Source organism: Arthrobacter sp. SE2, from assembly GCF_058244265.1.
Genome location: NZ_JBZAYA010000026.1, coordinates 21866 through 38158, shown reverse-complemented (window position 1 = coordinate 38158; position 16293 = coordinate 21866). Strand labels below are relative to the sequence as shown.

General features: G+C 63.1%; 15 protein-coding genes. 6 read left to right on the top strand and 9 right to left on the bottom strand.

Annotation, left to right across the window (positions count from 1 at the left end; translation table 11 throughout):
* Positions 1–133 precede the first annotated feature (133 nt).
* Positions 134–2773, bottom strand: a complete 2640-nt coding sequence (locus AC4CS3_RS22090) for a trehalase-like domain-containing protein (protein WP_490785245.1) — start codon at positions 2771–2773, stop codon at positions 134–136.
* Positions 2774–3029: 256 nt separating this feature from the next.
* Entirely contained in the window at positions 3030–4019 is a 990-nt protein-coding gene (locus AC4CS3_RS22085) for an LLM class flavin-dependent oxidoreductase (RefSeq protein ID WP_490785244.1), read from the bottom strand.
* Positions 4020–4558: 539 nt separating this feature from the next.
* Between AC4CS3_RS22085 and AC4CS3_RS22080 the strand changes: the two genes are divergently transcribed.
* The 3 genes from AC4CS3_RS22080 (at position 4559) to AC4CS3_RS22070 (ending at position 7031) form a co-directional block, all read left to right on the top strand.
* Positions 4559–5533 (top strand): ABC transporter substrate-binding protein, encoded by a 975-nt coding sequence (locus AC4CS3_RS22080; protein ID WP_490785243.1) that lies wholly within the window; start codon positions 4559–4561, stop codon positions 5531–5533.
* 67 nt (positions 5534–5600) lie between these two features.
* On the top strand, positions 5601–6551 hold the full coding sequence (locus AC4CS3_RS22075) for a D-2-hydroxyacid dehydrogenase family protein (protein ID WP_490785242.1): 951 nt from the start codon (positions 5601–5603) through the stop codon (positions 6549–6551).
* A gap of 3 nt (positions 6552–6554) precedes the next feature.
* Positions 6555–7031, top strand: a complete 477-nt coding sequence (locus AC4CS3_RS22070; RefSeq protein WP_490785241.1) for a GNAT family N-acetyltransferase — start codon at positions 6555–6557, stop codon at positions 7029–7031.
* Here the strand turns inward: AC4CS3_RS22070 and AC4CS3_RS22065 are convergent.
* The 3 genes from AC4CS3_RS22065 to AC4CS3_RS22055 all read right to left on the bottom strand — a co-directional run bounded on the left by AC4CS3_RS22065 (position 7011) and on the right by AC4CS3_RS22055 (position 9368).
* Positions 7011–8015 (bottom strand): GNAT family N-acetyltransferase, encoded by a 1005-nt coding sequence (locus tag AC4CS3_RS22065; protein WP_490785240.1) that lies wholly within the window; start codon positions 8013–8015, stop codon positions 7011–7013. The genes AC4CS3_RS22070 and AC4CS3_RS22065 overlap by 21 nt on opposite strands.
* Before the next feature lie 2 nt (positions 8016–8017).
* Positions 8018–8569 carry an NUDIX hydrolase gene (locus AC4CS3_RS22060; protein ID WP_490785239.1) on the bottom strand — a complete coding sequence of 184 codons (552 nt, stop codon included), beginning with the start codon at positions 8567–8569 and terminating at the stop codon, positions 8018–8020.
* Positions 8570–8696: 127 nt separating this feature from the next.
* On the bottom strand, positions 8697–9368 hold the full coding sequence (locus AC4CS3_RS22055) for a hypothetical protein (protein ID WP_490785238.1): 672 nt from the start codon (positions 9366–9368) through the stop codon (positions 8697–8699).
* 328 nt (positions 9369–9696) lie between these two features.
* On the opposite strand from AC4CS3_RS22055, the gene AC4CS3_RS22050 reads away from it, so the two are divergent.
* Entirely contained in the window at positions 9697–10083 is a 387-nt protein-coding gene (locus tag AC4CS3_RS22050) for a hypothetical protein (protein ID WP_490785237.1), read from the top strand.
* Between the two features lie 446 nt (positions 10084–10529).
* On the opposite strand, the gene AC4CS3_RS22045 is transcribed toward AC4CS3_RS22050, so the two are convergent.
* Positions 10530–11684, bottom strand: a complete 1155-nt coding sequence (locus AC4CS3_RS22045; protein ID WP_490785248.1) for an ATP-binding protein — start codon at positions 11682–11684, stop codon at positions 10530–10532.
* 600 nt (positions 11685–12284) lie between these two features.
* Positions 12285–12803 carry a DUF3592 domain-containing protein gene (locus AC4CS3_RS22040; protein WP_490785236.1) on the bottom strand — a complete coding sequence of 173 codons (519 nt, stop codon included), beginning with the start codon at positions 12801–12803 and terminating at the stop codon, positions 12285–12287.
* A 170-nt stretch (positions 12804–12973) separates the two neighbouring features.
* On the opposite strand from AC4CS3_RS22040, the gene AC4CS3_RS22035 reads away from it, so the two are divergent.
* A complete protein-coding gene (locus AC4CS3_RS22035; protein ID WP_490785235.1) occupies positions 12974–13447 on the top strand; it encodes a DUF6278 family protein in 474 nt (157 codons plus the stop codon).
* A gap of 636 nt (positions 13448–14083) precedes the next feature.
* On the opposite strand, the gene AC4CS3_RS22030 is transcribed toward AC4CS3_RS22035, so the two are convergent.
* Both AC4CS3_RS22030 and AC4CS3_RS22025 read right to left on the bottom strand, forming a co-directional pair.
* Complete coding sequence (locus AC4CS3_RS22030; protein WP_490785234.1) at positions 14084–14827, bottom strand: hypothetical protein; 744 nt, start codon at positions 14825–14827, stop codon at positions 14084–14086.
* Between the two features lie 410 nt (positions 14828–15237).
* Entirely contained in the window at positions 15238–15627 is a 390-nt protein-coding gene (locus AC4CS3_RS22025) for an ankyrin repeat domain-containing protein (RefSeq protein WP_490785233.1), read from the bottom strand.
* Positions 15628–15822: 195 nt separating this feature from the next.
* Between AC4CS3_RS22025 and AC4CS3_RS22020 the strand changes: the two genes are divergently transcribed.
* Positions 15823–16242, top strand: coding sequence for an SMI1/KNR4 family protein (locus AC4CS3_RS22020; RefSeq protein ID WP_490785232.1), 420 nt, complete (start codon positions 15823–15825; stop codon positions 16240–16242).
* Positions 16243–16293: the final 51 nt, after the last annotated feature.

The window sequence follows — 16293 nt, the reverse complement described above, 5'->3', positions numbered from 1 at the left end:
GGCCGCGTTGCCCTCGAAACCATCAAGCAAAACTGAAACACACCACTAGCTCGCATTTGTTGTCGTTTTGGGCGCTGAAAACGACATTAAGTGCGAGTCAGTTGGGCGGGGCGGCCGGCTGGTGTCCTTGCGCCTACTCTTCGTCCACCGAGTCGAGGTACCTGTCCAGGAGCTGCGCGCAGCGGATGAAGCCCAAATGCGAATACGCCTGCGGGTGGTTTCCCAAGTGGGTCTCGGTGCCCGGGTCGAATTCCTCGGAAAGCAGACCGGTCGGGCCGAAGAGGGCCACGAGCTGGTTGAACAACTCAAGCGCATCGTCCAGTCGACCGACGGCCAGGTACGCCTCGATCAGCCAAGTGGTGCAGATGTGGAACCCGCCCTCCAAACCCGGCAGGCCGTCGTCGTACCTGTACCGGAACACGGTGGGACCCACCCGAAGTTCCCGCTCGACGGCGGTGACGGTGTCCAGGAAGCGCTGGTCGCGGACATCCAGCAGGCCCGAGAGTCCGATATGCAACACGGCCGCGTCGAGGTCCGGGCTGTCGTAGGCCACGGTGTAGGAGCTCGCGGAATCATCCCAGCCCTCGCGGAGGACTTCCGCGCGGATGAGGTTGGCCGTTTCCTCCCACTCGGGACCGATGGGGCGCCGGAATCGGACCGCTGTCTGCATGGCCCGGTCCAGGGTCACCCAGCACATCACCTTGGTGTAGATGTGGTGCCGTGGCGCCCGCCGGGCTTCCCAGATGCCATGGTCGGGTTCGTGCCAGCGGGCCAGCACGGCCGACGCCATCTGCTCCATCAGTTTCCAGTGCTCGTCCGGCAGCATCGCGCGGCGTCTGCTGAGGGTCTGGATGAGTTCGGCGATCGGCCCGAAAACGTCCAGCTGCACCTGGTGATCGGCGGCATTCCCGATCCGCACGGGCCGCGAGCCGGCATAACCGGGGAGGCTCTCGATAATGGCCTCCGTGGACAACGGGGAGCCGGTCACGGAGTACAGGGGGTGCAGCCATTCCGGCCCGGGAGCGTTCTCAAGGATGCGGCCGAGCCAGCGGAGGAAACCGTCTGCCTCCTCGGTGGAACCCAGGTCCACCAGCGCATTGACCGTCATCGAGCCGTCGCGGAGCCAGCAGTAGCGGTAGTCCCAGTTGCGGGTGCCGCCGATCCCTTCCGGCAGCGACGTGGTTGGCGCCGCGAGGACAGCCCCGGTCGGCTCGTGCACCAGGGCTTTCAGGACCAGGGCCGAGCGCCGCACCAGCGACGGTTTCATGTCGGGCAGTTCCAGCCCACGGACCCACTGCCGGGATTGGTGCGCGACGGCGGCCCGCCGGGCGAGCTCTCCGGCGGGGTCCGGCGTCGTCGGCTCAGTGTCTCCGCACCTCAGGTTCATGACGACGGGACCGTACGCGAGGCTGACTTCCGCGGTGGCGGTGCCGTGCTTTCCGTCGCTCGTGACTCTGAAGGACACTCCGGGAGCGAAGAGGATGATGGGATCCGAGGTGCCGACGACGTGCAACTCGTCGCCGCGGATTTCCATGTTGAACGGGGCGTTAGCGTAGTCCGGCCGCGGTGCGAAAACAATCCGCGCGCTGCCGGTTCCGGACAGGACACGTACCAGGCTGGTGATGCCGTCCGGTGCCGGCTCAAGATAGTCGGTGACCGTGACGTCCGCCCAGCGCGTCTCCACGATCATGGTGTTGTCCACGTAGCGCTGGCCCAGCACCTTCGACGTCTTGACCGGTTCCACGCTGAAGTGGCCGGCCGGGTCGCCACCGAGGATGTGGGCAAACAAGGAGCCGGAATCCGGGAGGGGATGGCTCATCCAGCAGATCTTGGCTTCCGGGGTGATCAGCGCCGTCGAGGTCCCGTTGCCGATCATCGAATGCCGCTCCAGCCCCATGGCGTCCTCGCCGAACAGCCACGCACGGCGCAGCTCGAACAGGATGGCGAGCACTTTGGCGAAGGATTCCGGGTCCGGCAAGCGGTTGCGCGCCTTGGTTTCTCCATCACCAACGTGCAGGCCAAGATCCGGGCCCCGCAGGGTGGCGATCGCGAGTTCATCGCTGTCCGCGTCGCCGGCAAACAGGGCCGCGCTGGCCCCCAACTGTGTGCGCAGATGCTCCAGCGCGGCGTCTTTGGAGGGCTCCACGATGGACAGGTCCAGTACAGATCCGTCCACAATGAAAAACAGGCCCAATTCACGGGCTATCTGGTGCGCCTCGCGGGTCACCCGTGCCACGACCGCAGGAGTGGCCGGCCTAGTGTGGATGGCTACGGCCACGGGCTTACGCTCAATGCTGATGCCCTTTTCGAACCCGATGGATTCGTTGAGGGCGGTGGCTGCCTGTTGAAGGACGGCTTCCGTGGCCATCGAGACGCTGTACGCGTAGGTCATGTCGAACTCGGCGCCGTGCGAACCTACCAAGTGGACTTCCGCCGGCAGCCTTGACACCGCGGCAAGGTCCCGCAGCGACCTGCCTGAGATGACGGCAGTGTGCGTGTTCGGCAGCGCCGCCAGTGCCCGGAGTGCGACGGCGGCACTCCCCAAGGGCAGCGTCTCAGTAGATACGCCTTCCGCAGCGCAGAGGGTTCCACCGTAGTTGCAGGCCACCAGAAGCCCCGGAGTGCGGGCCAGCATTCTCAGTTCCGCGAGCAGCTCCGGAGTGATTCCATCGTGGGCGGCCTCGGATTGGACTGCGGTCCGCAGGAGGCCCAACGGAAGCGATTTTGTGAGCAGCGCCGAATCGGCCACGGACAAATTGAGCGGAGTAGCCATGGGGACGATCCTTCCGGGTGATTCGTCCAGTTTCCGCCCGGGTAGTTTCGCCTCCATGACCCGCGTATTGCCGGGGTGTAACGAGTTTGCTTGGTTACGTTTGGGCGGCGCAGCACCCATCCTCCGCGTGCTCGCTCGTACCGCCCCGCCGTCTCCCTAACCTCGCAAGCTCGGTCAGGGACCCCGACGGCGTGGGCCCAGCTTAGACGCACGCTTCCGGATGACTGCCGCACCGGCCGTTAGGTTTCCCAGCTTGCTAAACCCGCGCCAACCCCACGGCTTCCGCCACCAGTTCCACGGAACGCAGGCGCTGCTCCGTGCCCGTGCTCTGGTGAGCGACGATCAGTTCGTCGGCATCGGCGTGCCGGGCAAATTCGTCGAGGTAATCGCGCACCACTTCCGGCGTGCCCACGGCGGAGTACTTGACCATTTGCGCGATGTGCTGGCCTTGCGGCGAGTCGAGGATGAGGTCCGCTTCGGCGTCGGTAAATTCGCGTCCGCCGCCGAGGAATCGGGAGACGCGGTCCCGCTTGACCTCGAGGAAGAGCCGTTGGGCTTCGGCCGCCGAATCTGCGGCCACCACGTTGACGCCCGCTATCACGTAGGGCTCCTGCAGCTGCTCGGACGGCTTGAACTCGCGGCGGTAGACGGCGACGGCGTCCTGCAGCGCGTTGGGTGCGAAGTGCGAGGCGAAGGCGTAGGGCAGGCCGAGCTGCGCCGCCAAATGCGCCCCGAACAGGGAGGAGCCGAGGATGTAGAGCGGCACGTTGGTGCCCTTTCCAGGCGTGGCTTCGACGCCCTGGATGCGCGTGGGTCCCGTGAGGTAGCCCTGCAGCTCCAACACATCCTGCGGGAACGTGTCCGCAGCCATGGGATCGCGGCGGAGTGCTCGCATTGTGTTCTGGTCACTGCCTGGCGCCCGTCCAAGGCCGAGGTCGATGCGGCCAGGGTGCAGCGTCTCAAGGGTGCCGAACTGCTCCGCGATGGTGAGCGGCGAGTGGTTGGGCAGCATGACGCCGCCGGCGCCGAGCCGGATGGTGCTCGTGTTGGCGGCGATGTGGGCAATCAGGACGCTCGTGGCCGAGGAAGCGATCGAGCCCATGTTGTGGTGTTCGGCGTACCAGATCCGGCGGTAGCCGAGCCGTTCGGCCAGTTGCGCCATGGCGACGCTCCCGGCGAAGCTCTCCGCCGCCGTCTGGCCTTTGCCGATGACTGCCAGGTCGAGGATGGAGAGGGGAACAGTCACGTTATGCCGGCCTTTCGAAGGTGGTTTCGTTCGAGGGGCCGGTTTCCCGGCCACTCTTGCGACAACGACGGCGGCGCCCGGGTTATTTCTCCCGCTTGCGTGGGTTCCGTCTCAACTCGTGAAGATGCCTTTGCCGGTTTCCATATCGATGGGCAAGGAAGAGTGCTCGTGGGAGATTCGCTCGCCATCGACCGCCACGCCTCGATTCCCGTGTATTGCCATTGCCCCCAGGAATCGTAGATGTGGACGTTGTCGTCGTAGAGCGAAGTGAACGCGTCAACGTCCCTCGCGTGGACAGCAGCTGCATAGGAATCCAGCGCCTGATTGACAGGGGTTTGCTCGTTGCTCACGAAAAATCTCCTCACGTGTCGGCGGTTGTGTGGGAAGCCTACACCGTGGCTCGAGTGTGACTCCTCGGGAACTCTGATGAACCTCCGTTAACCCGTGTATCCCAGCGTTTCACAGCGCTTTGACCAGTGCTCGGCCCTGCCGGATAGTTGCTGCAACGCACACCATCCATCACTTTCGAAGGGGACTCCATGGCTATTTCACGCCTCAAAACAGGCACCGCACTGGCACTCGCCGTGACCGCCACTCTCGGCCTCGCCGCGTGCTCGGACCCGGGCGCCTCGGCCGCGTCAGCACCGTCGTCGTCCGCGTCCGCGGGCAAAACCTTCAATCTGGCGCCCGAGCAGAACCGCTTCCAAGTTCAGGTCTCGCCGGAAGCCGCCGCCCTGGTGCCCGAGTCGGTCAAGGCGGACGGCAAGCTGACCGTCGCCTTGAGCCCATTCTCCGCGCCGCTTGCCGTCTATGCCACGGACAACAAGACGCCGGTGGGCAACGAGGTGGACATCGCCGTCGCGCTGGCGGAATCCCTGGGACTCAAGGCGGACATTGTTCCGACGGCCTGGGCCGACTGGCCGCTGGGCGTGGAATCGGGCAAGTACGAGGCCGTCATCTCTAACGTCACCGTGACGGAAGAGCGCAAGCTCAAGTTCGACTTCGCCAGTTACCGAGAGGACAAACTGGGCTTCTACGCCAAGAGCGACAGCCCCATTACGAAGGTGGACTCGGCTCCGGACGTGGCGGGCAAGCGGATCATTGTGGGCTCGGGCACCAACCAGGAAGCAATCCTGTTGCGCTGGGACGCCGAGAACAAGAAGAACGGTTTGAAGCCGGTTGAGTTCCAGTATTACGACGACGACTCGGCCTCCACGCTGGCGCTTCAGTCGGGCCGTGCGGACCTGACGTTCGGGCCGAACGCGACCGCGTCCTACAAATCGCAGACCGACGGCAAGACAAAGAACGTGGGCCTGGTTGACGGCGGATGGCCGCTCAAGGCGAGCATCGCGGTGACCACCAAGAAGGGCAACGGTTTCGCGGCGGCAGCCCAGGCAGGCCTGAACTCGCTCATCAAGGACGGCACCTACGGCAAGATCCTGGACCGCTGGGGCCTTTCGGCGGAGGCAATCCAGAAGTCGGAACTGAACCCGCCGGGCTTGCCGAAGAGCTAGGGCCAGCTGCGGGGTGTACCTTTCCACGTATCCGGATTCGCGATCCGGACAAGCGAAAGGGAATTCCATGGGCCGGCGCCTTGCCATCCTCGACGACTACCAAGCAGTCGCCTACGATTACGCGCCGTGGGCTGAGCTTACCGACGACGGCGTCGATGTCACCGTCTTCACGGAGCCTTTGGAGGACGCCGTGGATGCCCTCCGCGACTTCGACATCATCATGGCCATGCGGGAACGGACCACTTTCGACGCCGGGATCCTCCGGCAACTGCCGAAGCTGAAACTCCTGGTCACCACGGGGATGGCCAACGCAGCCATCGACGTGCGCGCGGCCGGGGAGCAGGGCATCACTGTCTGTGGGACGGGCGGTTCACCCACCGCAGCGCCCGAGCTCACGTGGGCCCTCCTTCTGGCGTTCGCACGCAAGGTGCCGCTCGAGGACCATCAGCTCCGCGCTGGAAGTTGGCAGAGCACGGTGGGTTTCGAACTGTCAGGGAAGACCTTAGGGGTGCTGGGACTCGGCAAGATCGGGAGCAAAATCGCTGGCTACGGCAAGGCGTTTGGCATGGATGTCATTGCTTGGAGTCCGAACCTCACGGAAGAGACTGCCGCTGCGGCGGGCGCCAGGAAGGTGAGCAAGGAAGCCCTGTTCCGGGAGGCCGACGTCGTTAGTGTCCACGTGCGCTTATCGGAACGGTCCCGGGAGCTCGTCGGGGAGGACGAGCTAAGGCTCCTCGGCCCGGAAGGCGTCCTGGTGAACACAGCCCGCGGGCCGATCGTGGACGAAGCGGCGCTCCTCCGCGGGCTCAACGAGGGCTGGCTCGGCGGCGCGGCCCTGGACGTGTACGATGTCGAGCCCCTGCCAGCGGACCACCCCCTCCTCACGGCGCCGCGCACCGTGCTGACTCCGCATTTGGGTTACGTCACCTCGCAAAGCTACGCCCGCTTCTATGGCGAAGCGTTCGAGGACGTCCGCGCGTGGACGCGGGGGAATCCGGTGAGGGTGCTCACTTCTTGACGCATGGGGTTGAATAGTCCAGTGCCTGCCGAATTCTCGCTCCGTCCCGCCCTGCCCACCGATGCCGACTGGATCGCCGAACTGCGCGCCGTCGTCATGCGTCCTGACTTGGAGCGGCTTGGGCGTTGGGACCCGGTCCGGGTTCGGGAGCGTTTCTTGAATGCGTTCCAGCCGGAACACACCCTTGTCATTGCCGTCGAAGGGCAATGCGCCGGTGTCATCGCTGTCCGCCCGGAGCCCTATGAGCTGTGGATCGAACACTTCTACCTCGCTCCGGACTTCCAGGGACAAGGACTTGGGGCCGGCGTGCTTCAGCGGGTCATGGGTGAGTCCAAGGACCACCGACCGTTCCGGCTCAACGTGCTCCAGGGCAGCCCGGCCCGACGCCTCTACGAACGCCACGGCTTTGTCCTGGAAACCGAGGATCCGGTGGACGTTTTCATGGTCGCGGCGCGGCCCTCATCGATCGCTGGACGCTAGCCCGATCGTGTAGCGTCCGACTTCTCCTCGGTCTGTCATGACGACTCGGTCCAGAACGCCTCCGCAACGTTCAATAGTCTTCACCGAGGGAACGTTGTCCACGAAGCAGGCGACCACCACTCGATCCATACCTCGGGCATTCGCCAGGCACAGCATTTCCCGGAGCGCCGCAGCGGCAAGGCCGCGGCCCCTGGCCGACGGTCGGAGGCCATAGCCAACGTGTCCCAGCACGTCCACGTCCTGCGCGGATTCATGGCGCAGAGCGATTCCCCCGAGGACTTCACCGTCCTCGACGATCCACCGAAAGGTGCCGCCGTCGTCGCCACGCGATGCTTCCTTGACTAAGAGCCGATCAACGAACATGCGGAATCCCTCCGACGATCGGACGTCGTCGGTCTCAACCAAACCGAAGCCATCCTCGTGGAGACCGTCGCCCCATTCGTCGTGCGCCTCTAGCCACGCCCCATGCAAGGCAATCGAAGGACGGATAAGTAGGGACATAGTCCGACGCTGGGCAATCACAGCTGCATCCGGTTTGTGGAACCTTCGCCAGTCCGAGCGAACGTCGACCCACTGGGCGGGTTGGCCCTCCTCCGGCAGGAGCTCGGTCGCGGGGTCGGCGATCGTCCAGTAGGACAAGTTCAGTGTCGCTGACCAGTCTGACCGGTAGGAGCGAGCAGCTGCGAAAGCCGGGCGGTCGGCAATAGGGAGTTCGACGCCGGTCTCTTCCGCAAGTTCGCGAATTGCCCCCTCGCGCGGCGTCTCGCCCGGTTCCACTCGTCCGCCAGGCGGTACGAGGCCCCGCCAGCGATGCTGAACGACGAGTATGCGTTGGAAGTCCGGCGAGAACACCCACACATCGGCTGCCAGCGGGCGCGGATCAATGAGCCATTCAGACCGGAACCAGGTCAGGGGTCCCTCTTCTGCGATGTGCGCAATGGACACATCATGGATGGCCGCCTCCACGGAGATCCTGTCGGGCACTTTTAACCGATCCGTGTCGGACTCAGTGACATCGCAGTTCGCCGGGCGCGTTCCAAGCGAGCGCAGAAGCCTGCCGGCACTTGAACTGGCAATTCATTGATCGGGAACCAGCGGACGTCCTCGCTTTCATCACTCACGGCGATCTCCGCATCCGGGTCTGCGGCCGCGGCGAACCCCACATCCCAGTGGGCGGTACATGAGAATCCCCCATGCAGGTCGTGGCGGTCAAGATCCACGATCGCTCGAGAAAGCAGGACCAGGTCATCAATTCCGGACTCCTCGCGGGCCTCCCTCTGTGCAGCTTCCGCCACCGACGCGTCCTCCGACTCGACGTGGCCGCCGAACTGCACCCAGAACTGCCCCTTGCGATGGAAACACAGGAGAACACGATCGAATTCAGGCGAAAACACGAAGCAGGACCCCGTGACATGCTCCGGCCCACCAATTCGACGCAACGGGGCGTCCCCCGCTCCGTCCAGGAACCGCAGATACGCATCTCGGGATTCCGATTCAGGAAGTGCCCTAAGGCTGGCGAGCAGATTGGCAAGAGGCATCCTGCCATTTTGCCGCACAGGGCAACGAACACCTCAACGAGACGACGAAGGGGGTGATTCGTCGGATAAAGGTCGCTCTTGGTGCCCGTTAGCCGAGGATCCTTCAACGGGCACGCGGCGAGGGTGCTCACCTGCTGGGCTGCAGGGCTGCTGCGACCGTGCGGTACATCAATCCGGAGTTCTCGCTGTCACGGCTGAACCCGAGGCGCTGCAATGCCTGTACCTGTACATCTGTTGTCGTAAACACTATGGCCTCCCAGCCGGGGTTGAGATCCGGTACTAGGGTCCGCAACGCGGCTTCGAGCTCGTCGACGGTGGCTTCCGGGTCGTGGACCAGGGCGCTGACGATCCACAGCTGCCTGACTCCATGGCTTCTTTTCCACCTCCGCCCATTTAGCCTGAGGCCACGCGATCGGTGGAACCTGACAGACGGCAACGCGGCCGCTATCCAGCCGATGATCATCAACTCGAGGGCCACCGTCACCCCGAAGCTGCTTGAGGCGGGAACGGTCGTGGACACGAGGGTTCCGAGTGCGATGCCGATGGCTACCGCGAGCAAAGCCCTGAACACGGCCAACCCGCGGTACTCGCGCTCCGTGCCTGCTGTGGCCGTGACCGGGCCGCGGCCGACAACCACGCCGGCGAGGGAAGCCAGCATCAGGGAGACGGTGGCGGAAACCACGGCACTGGCCCTCTGCGCACGGCTCCGGCCTCCCAACGCCGCATAGCGCTGCGCGGCGTTCCACGCCTGCGTCGGGCCGAGCTCGCCCCATTCGGTGTCTGTTGAATTCGCGCCCACGCCCGCCCCCTGTCAGCGCCTACATTTTGTGATCATTCTCCAAAGACTCGATGAGCCTCCTGAAGTGTATATCTCACCTTTGGATCCCATAGATCTCGGCGCGCGGCTGCTCCAAAGGCCTGCTCTGCCCACGGGGTCGGTGAGCCGCATCCGATGAGGGATCCTTCACCGGGCACTGCGGTCACTCAACGCCTTAGGCGAAGAAGTCACCAAAACCGGGGGCAGCGCCCCAGGCAAAAGCCTCAGCGTCCGATTACATCAACAACAGCCTGAGGAGCGGCACGCCCAAGCTCATCGAAGATCCCTGGCTCGGTGGCATGATTGGCGCATGGTTGATGACGCGGCGACAAAGGTTTGGAACAGGGCGACGACGAATGAGCGGGAGACGGGGCTCGGCGAGGGGGACCGTGCCTTGGCTGACGTGCTGCGGTTTCACGGCATGGTGATGAGCGGGGGCTTTTGTCATGCACTGGACCCTGTGGTTCTCCGGCCGGAGGACTTCGACGAGGCCGCCAGAGGTTTCGATTTTCTTGGAGCGCCGGAAGTTGGGCTGTTAATCACCGAGGCAAAATCAATGGGCTCCGGGACTGAAGAGGAAATAGATGCCTTGGACCTTGCTTACGACAACCTCGTCCCCGACGACCAGTTCATCGAAGACCTTTTCATTGCACGACGGGTCGCGCACCCTGAAGACTTCGCCCCAGTGCAGGACTAGCGCCGAGGGGGCCTTCCATGCCCGCCACTCGTCCTTGCTCCATGTTGCTGTCAGCGACCTCTCGCCGGAAGAACTCCGGATCGACCTTCTTCCCGTGGATTAGCTCGGTGCTGGCGATGATCGCTCAACTTTGCCAATCTTCCGTGATCCAACGCCCGCAAGCCGGGCGAGCAACGTGCTGTTGAAACCCCCGACCCGGCCCGCACTGTGAACCGCAGCAGAGGACGCCCGGATTTTGTCCTTCCGTCGAGATCTGGGTGTTCCGAACCGGGCATGAGATTGTTCCTTTATGACAGTTCAGGAAGCGCTCAAGGTTGCGCTGCGAGACGTGCTCGGTCCCTGCGCCCGGACCCACGGCTTCAAGGGCACAGCTCCGACCTGGCGGAAGTCGACGCCTTCAGGCGATTGGGCGGTCAAGGATGGCGAGCGGTTGGGGGTAGGGGTGCCTAGTCCTGTCCGAGGTCCCGGACGAACCGGGCGAACCCGGGAATCGTGAATTCGAGCGTGCCGCGTCCGCTGGCTTGGAGGAAACCCTTGTCGATCAGCCTCGCGCGGGGCACGGAGAGGCTTTCGCTACTCACACCAAGGATCCTTGCAACGTCGGTGCGGCGGACTGCGTCGTCACCGTTCGAGGCCATTGCAGCCATGAAGTCGCGTTCCCCGCTTGAGGCGTTAGCCCATCGCGCTCGGAAGAGGGCCTCCAAGTCTGCCTCCATGGCGTCGCGTCCGATGCGCACGTGTGCCGCGGTGATGGTCATGCCCGGGTCCGGGCGTCCGGCCGCCGCCCAAGCAGCGTCTCCGATGAGCTGGACCATGTAGGGATAGCCGCTTGCGATCGTGACGGCTTCCTGAAGCGCATCCCGTTCCCAGTGCACCCCGAGCTCTTGCGCCGGGACAGCGAGAGCAAGCTCTTCAGCAGCAGGCTCGAGCGATGGAAGCGGCCGGTAGGCGAATCGTTCGCTGAACGTGACCGCCGCGGCGACGGCGTCTGAAACATTTGGAAGCCCGGCGGTGAGGACCGCCGCGGGCACATCCGCCCCTTCAGCCTGCAGATGCTGCCATGTGTACGCGAGCGTGCGAAGGCCCTCCGGATCTGCTGATTGAATCTCGTCGATGAGAATCACCAGTCCGCTGTGTCCGTCACCGGTGGCAGCGGCTCGTACCAGCGCTTCGAAGGCTCGGCTATCCGCCGGAGCCGATGCGTCCTCTGCGGCGCGAAGGGTCGCGTCCGCTCCGGCAATACCAGGCACGCCGATGCGTACGGTGAGGCTCTCGAGTCGCGACCGGACGGCCTTGCGGGCCTCTTCGCGCCATCCTGCCGTCGCCCGCGAGATCTCTGCGGCAAGCTGAGGAATGAGGCCGGAACTTTCTCCTGCCGTGACCCAGATTGTGAGTACGCCGCGCTCCTGCGCGCGGCGCTGGTATTGGCGCAGAAGGGACGTCTTCCCAAAGCCCCGGGGAGCATGGTCGACGCGAATCCTGCCTACAAGCCGCCGCAGGTCCACCAGGTAGGAAAGCCGTTCGTCGAAGTCGGCCAACTGCTGGACCCGGCCGGGAATCGTGCGCGCGATCTCACCAGGGGTGTAGGGACTCGGCTGCATAAGCACCTCTCATATCGTTTGTTATAAATCTGCTGCTCTGTAACAAACGATAAGCGCCAAAGCCTCTTCCACGGAAACGAACACGCAGCGTTCGTGCCACTTTGGCCGGAGGCCGCGGAATGATTGGCCGGAGAGTCCTACATAGGTGGGCAGGTCTCTCCGATCTTCATAGTCGAAGCGTCCTGTGGAGGATCCTCAAACGCACCACCGTTTTTTGCCGACAGAAAACACCATGCCCCTGCGGTTCACAACGCTAACCGTCCGCCCCGGTTATAGCCCTAGGGTCCTTAGTTCGAACCTGTTTGGCACATACACCCGGCCCGCGGCGGCGTTCTTGCAGTCCGGTCCGGAGAGTAGGACGTGTTGGCCGCCGTCGGCGAGCATCCACAGCTGCATCACCTGCCCTGCAACCGGTCGGATCGGCCACGGGCCACTGCCTGTGTAGGTCAGCTGAAAAATCTGCTGGAGTCCCTTCGGACCAGGAGCCCCCATCGTCAGATTTGTGGTGCCTTGTACAGGGTGCGCCTGAGGACGGTGGCGCCTAGCTGCTTCCACTTTTGCGAGCATGCCAATGTCCGGACGTGCCGGTAGGTCGACAGGCTAATCCCCAGAAAGGCGCCGGCAAATACCCAGCCAGATGGCGCCCACGAACGCGAAGATGAACGGCAGGTTCCTCTGGGACCGGTCGAGGCCGTCGATCAAGACGTGGGAGGGGTCGGCCGGGTCAACGCTCGCCGTGACAGTGGTCCGCAGTTTGGGCATCCCCGCGCACGTGGACGCTGGGTCGAACGTGGCCGTGTGCTGCCGTCCGTCCATAGTGAACTGCAGGCCCAGGTCGCAGTGGTCGCCCCCGGAGAAGTAGGCGTGCTGGCTGGTTACAACCGCCGGGACACGCACGAACCCACCCCAGAATGGCCTGGTGATCGAACCGAAGAGAAACACCAGGCCAACGACCAGGAAGGTGAAGACGAACACGCCCAAACCAGCGCGCCACAGCAGGCGCCGGCGGAGACGCGAGCGTGCCCATCTGGGTGGTGCCTCCGGAGGTAGGACGGCCGCGGGCAGCTGCAGATCATCAGGCAGCTGAACGGTTTCCGGTTGCATCGTCCCCCAGGTCATCGATTACGGAATCAGTGTATGGTCAGCCGACGGACAAGATCGGAGAACACGCGGCCCTGAAACTTCCGTTGTCCGGCAGAGGATCCGCCACCGGTCACACTGCAGTGCCCCGTTGATCCCTCCCTAATTGGCGGTGCTGCTCCAGGAACACAGCGGGGTAGCATGACGGCATGCCTGACCGGGACGAAACCGAAGAGCCCCTTCAATCGCTGCCTCTTGGGATGGCCCGGAGATATGCAGAGTACAAGCCTGCCCCTGATAAGCCCTCGCCTGAACCAACCAATGTTGGGGGCTATGACGGGCTCCTCAACTACTGCCGGGGGAAGGAGATGGCCCTTCCCCGCTCGCGCGAGGGCCTTGTCGTAATTGATGCCTTGATTGAGGACCCGGAGGCCAAGAGGGACCTAACGGGACTCGCTAGGGCCATTGGCATGTTCTACGGAGACGTTCTTACTCACATCATCCCGGGAGCCCACTGGGCAGTTGTCGAAGAGGGCTTCCCAATGGTCCGGATAAGCAGGAACACAAGCGTTTCGGTTATCCATGTGGCTCAACGACGGCTTGATGTAGGGATGCCGACCCTAGCAATGAATTATGACCACGCAATCGACCTCATTGACGAAGACGGGATCCGAGGCAGCTGAAGCACTTCTGATGTCTAGGAACACCCGCTAGACAGCGAGGGCGCACGGCAGTGGGGCCCCGCTTACGTGCGTCCGGTGAAGGATCCTTTACCGGGCGCTGCGGTCACTCAACGCCTTAGGCAAAGAAGTCACCAAAACCGGGGGCAGTCCCCAGAGGCAAATTCGGGACTGAACCTACAGTCAGTTTTGTCGGTGCAATGAAGTAGGTTATCGCTATGACTACATGGCCACGTGATAATTACAGCGGTCTAGGCGGCGGACTTTCCACGGGTCCTGGGGGCGGCCGCTCGGCAGGACCAGGCGGAGGTATGTCGACGGGCCCGGGCGGTGGCTTATCCACCGGTCCAGGCGGAGGTATGTCGACGGGCCCGGGCGGTGGCCTATCCACCGGTCCAAGAGGTGGGCTTTCCACGGGACCAGGGGGAGGGTTGTACAGCGGCCCCGGGGGAGGACTCTACACCGGCCCTAGCACGACCCCGTACCGGAGTAACTGGCCGCCGACTCCCCACCTGTTTGCTTTCTTGAGGAGATCAGGGATGGCCAATATTGCCGATCTGCTAGAGAGAGCCGGCTGGAAATAGAAGTCACCCTGACTATGTGACTAGTTCATCCGTGCAGTCGATGATCGAGTTCCCACTAGTCCTGACTGAAATATTCGTCGTATTCGTCCCAGTCATCCTCATCGGGTTCTTCGCCTGCAGCTGATGTCCATGCGACATCCAACGCTCGGAGAAAATCATTCAGTAGCTTCCTGTGTGAGATTCCGTCCTGCCCGTAGAGCATTTCGCGGGCGATCTCGAACTTCCACTTGGTGTCATCGTCAAAGGTAAATTCGATGAGAGTATTTCTTGTGGCGCTCTCAACCTTGAGCCTTCGATAACCCTCCGTTTGGATGACCGGGTCTGCATGCAGAGTTACTTCCAGCAGATATTCAAGGGGGGCGTAGGCCGGGCTACCGTCATTGAGGTCACTCGCGTTTACGTCAGACAAATCAAAGAAACCAATATGGTCTTCATCCGTGACCAACATCCCGGCCAGCGGCTGGAGGTGGTCATTACCCTGCCACAGACCGTTAACACCGGCCACAACCCCGCCGTCTGTTCCGGCACTTGAATCCATGGCAAGATAACTGCCATCCGCGCCCTTGGGCGTATTCCAGTAGCGGGTGCAAAGCCTAGCTCCTTCAACATAGGCCAATTGAGCCTGAAGGTAAGCCACCATAGAACCCGGCGCCAACTCGCGCCTTCTCTCCTGCTCGGCATAAGCATTCGAAAAGATGCGCCCAGCCGTGTTGCCGAAAGCCGCCCACCACATTCTTTCCGAGATATTCATTCTGAGTTCCGGCAACGGCGTCGCCCGTATACTTTCGATTCCCGTCATCACGAATGCATAGACGGTGTCGCGACCAATGTGAGGTGCCGGTACATCAGGCGGAAGGCTGTCGGTCCGTGTACGCGCCGCATGGCCCAAGCAAAAAGCAACCGCTGGGGGTACACCCAGTCCAAGCAACTCACCCTGGATCGATGCTGCAGAAGCTCGAAGTAGTCCCATCCCCGAATCTTCATTCATATGATGTGGAGCTGCAAGCCACGAGCAATACCCGATGTCGCCAACACTCACGGCCACAGGCCGGCTGCATCCTCCACTGCCCGCCTGCGTGGTTGAATGATGCGGCCCCGCATATGCACTATTACCAGTTGAGGCGTTTCTGTTCCGACAGGGGCTCAATGGGGCGATGTCTTGGCCCGCCCGTAAGCCGGTCCCTCAGCGGACGGCTAGCGCCGGCGGGATCACGGAAGATCCTGAAAGTACCGTGCCACATCGTAGTTGCCGATCAATCTGGCCAGTCCCACCGGGGTCTGCCCTGTCATGTTCGCGCGCAACGGATCGGCACCGCATGAACGTAGCAGATTGATCATCTCGGGCCGCCCGCGAGAGTTGAATACCGCGACGAACAGCGGTGAATTGCCATAGGAGTTCATTAGGTCGACCATCGCCCCGGCGTCGAGCAGCGCGGCCGCGGCGGCCAGAGCGTATTCCTGCGACGCAAGGTGAAGCGGGGTGAATCCCTGCTTGTCGGAGGCATCGGGTGACTCGCCCGCAGCAATCAGTCGCGTCACCTCCGGGGCATCATCGGTGAGTGCTGCGTAGTGGAGCGGCGAACGACCGGCGGGATCCATGTATACCTCGATTTCTGGAAGCTTGGTGATATGGCTGTCTGTGAACCATTGAACGCTGTGCTGGCGTTCTGGATCGAATAGTAAACAGCACGACACCATCTAATCGGTGCACGCTCGAGGATCCTTCAACGGACGGACGTTGACGTCTACTGCCGTGAGAGAGCGGCCCGGAAGCCGGTGCGGCATGATGGTGGCATGCTCGTGGAACAGATTCGGCACTGGGGTAAGGCAGCTTTCGGTGCCCCTGCATCGGCGGACTCTGTTCGAGCGTGCGAAGTCCAACTCGGGTGCAAGCTCCCTGACCAACTTCGGCAGCTCCTGGCAGAGACGAATGGCATCGAGGGTGAGTACGGGCTAGGCCTGCTTTGGCCGGCGCACCGAATCGCTGAGGACAACGCCCATTTCCGGAATAACTCAGACTTCCGGCGGCTCTATATGCCCTTCGCAGGACTCGTCTTCTTTGCTGACGCCGGCAACGGTGACCAGTTCGCCGTCTCTCTCAGCGGAAATCACGAAGTCTACGTCTGGAACCACGTGGATGACAGCCGGGTGTGGGTCGCGCCGACCGTCATGCGCTACCTCGAGAATTGGATGACCGGGACACTCAAAGTCTGAGGAAACGGCATAGGATCAGTCCGAAGAGCCGCCCTGCAGCCGACTTAGGGG